The organism is Pseudonocardia sp. ICBG601 (assembly GCF_020496245.1).
Window position 1 is genome coordinate 1 of record NZ_JAHLJA010000109.1, and the last position, 2,021, is coordinate 2,021.

Here is a 2,021-nt window from a genome sequence, read left to right on the forward strand (position 1 = left end):
CCGAACTCCACGCTCCTCGCGGGCGACGCGGCCGAGACGGTCGCGAAGCTGAAGAACGAGTTCGAGGGCGACCTGACGATCATCGGCAGCGGCGCGCTCGTCCGGTCCCTGCACGCCGCGGGGCTGATGGACTCGTACACGCTGCTCGTCCACCCGATCGCCATGGGCTCGGGACGCGGCTGTTCGGTGATGGTGAGCGCCGCGACCTGCGGTTGGAGCGCAGCGTCGTCACCACCACCGGTGTGATCATCGCTCAGTACGCGGTGGACAACGGCTGAGCTGGTACATCGTCGCTAGTTCATCGTCGCGGTGAAGAGGGCGGGTTCGTTGAAGTCGGCGCTGACGGCGATCTGGACCGCACCCGTCGTGCCCTTCTTGACCTTGAACTGGAACGGGATCTTCAGCTGCTGGCCGGGCGCGATGGTCTGGGTGGCGAGCGGGGCGTCTTCGAAGATCCGCTCTGCCGGCTGCGACGCGGCTGTGACGTTGATGCTCACGAGTGCGGCGTTGATCTGCGTCTTCCCGCCGTTCACGACGGTCACGAGACCCTTGTAGGCCGCCTCGTCCTTCGTGACGATGAACTGGTTGCTCGACTTGTACGGGACGACGTCGCTGACGGTCAGTGCGACGCCCGACTTGTACGTGAAGGTCTGGCCGACCGCGACCGTGCCGCCCTTGCGCTGCTCCTGCACGGCGTTCACCCCGCCGACGAACAACGCCGAGCACGCCGCGATCCCGAGGATCGGCACGAGCACCGCGCCCAGCAGGACCCACGGCCAGACGCGACGGCGCTTCGGCGGCGGAGCGGGGCGGCGCCGCTGCTGGGGGACGGCCGCGTAGGCGCTCTGCTGCTCGCGGTACGGGTCCTGCTGGTACTGCTGCTGGTACCCGTGGTCCTGGTAGCCGTGGTCCTGCCGTCCGTAGCCCTGGTGGCCGTACTGCTCCTGGCGGCCGTACTGGTCGTGCCCGTACTGGTCGTGCCCGTACTGCTCGTGGCCGTGGGACTGGGCGCGTACTGCTGCTGCCGGTACTGCCTGCCGTACGGGTCGCTCTGGGGAGGCTGCTGCGGGTGCATGACGTCCGATCGCGCTAAAGGGAGTAGTCGATCGGTTTCGAGGGTCTGGATCGGGGTGTTAGCGCGCCGTGTGCCGCGTGTCCGTTTCGTTATCCATGACCAGGTTCTCGTGATCGACATCCTCTGCGTGGAGGACGGCGGCTCACTCCCGCCACGAGCGGACGAGCCACGCCATGATCTCCTGCTCGCTCATTTCCGGGAACGAGTTGCCGAAGGCGGCGAGGGTGTGCGCGGCCTCCTCGTCGTCGAGCCCGCGCGCGGCGGCCTCGGCGTAGTACTCCAGGCGCAGGGTCGACGGGCGTCCGCCGCCTGCTCCGCGGCCGGGCAGGCCGTCTCGCCACCGCACGATCTCCTCCAGGCGGTCGGGCAGCCAGCCGGTGCGCCGTCGACCTCGACGTCGGGTGCGGGGAAGGGGTGCGTGGAGCCGTGGGGATGGCGTGCGCGCCACTTGTGCACGGCGTGCCGGGTGACGCCGAGCTCCTCCGCGAGGCCGAGGACGCCGAGGTGGCGCACTGTCATGCGCACTCTGTACCACGGCTGATCCACCGAAACTTCGTCTCTGACAGTGACGACGATATGCCGAGCTGGATTCCTCGTCAACGGTGGAGACGATGTTCTCCGCGTGATCACGAGAAGATCACGACGGACGCGGTAGGCTCTCCCCCCGTGCGTCTCGGTGTCCTCGATGTCGGTTCCAACACCGTCCACCTCCTCGTGGTGGACGCGCAGAGGGGTGGCCACCCCACCCCGATGACCTCGGAGAAGAGCGAGCTCAGGCTGGCCGAGCACCTCGACGCCGCGGGCGCGCTGTCCCAGCAGGGCGCCGACAACCTGGTCCGATCGGTGGTCAGGCCCGCGACTCCGCACGTGAGGCGGGGTGCAGCGACCTCCTCGCCTTCGCGACGTCCGCGCTGCGCGACGCTACGAACTCCGTCGCCGTCCTGAC

At 68.7% G+C, this 2,021-nt stretch carries 3 protein-coding genes and 1 pseudogene; 2 read left to right on the forward strand and 2 right to left on the reverse strand.

All coding sequences use genetic code 11. The features are described from left to right. Window positions 1-246 (forward strand): dihydrofolate reductase family protein (locus KPL57_RS26380; RefSeq protein WP_226353568.1); only part of this gene is annotated, 246 nt, incomplete at its 5' end. A gap of 47 nt (window positions 247-293) precedes the next feature. On the opposite strand, the gene KPL57_RS26385 is transcribed toward KPL57_RS26380, so the two are convergent. Both KPL57_RS26385 and KPL57_RS26390 read right to left on the reverse strand, forming a co-directional pair. Beyond that, window positions 294-755, reverse strand: coding sequence for a hypothetical protein (locus KPL57_RS26385; RefSeq protein WP_226353569.1), 462 nt, complete (start codon window positions 753-755; stop codon window positions 294-296). Between the two features lie 462 nt (window positions 756-1,217). Then, entirely contained in the window at window positions 1,218-1,421 is a 204-nt protein-coding gene (locus KPL57_RS26390; protein WP_226353570.1) for a hypothetical protein, read from the reverse strand. Between the two features lie 320 nt (window positions 1,422-1,741). Between KPL57_RS26390 and KPL57_RS26395 the strand changes: the two are divergent. Then, window positions 1,742-2,021, forward strand: a pseudogene (locus KPL57_RS26395) (hypothetical protein); the annotation flags it as partial.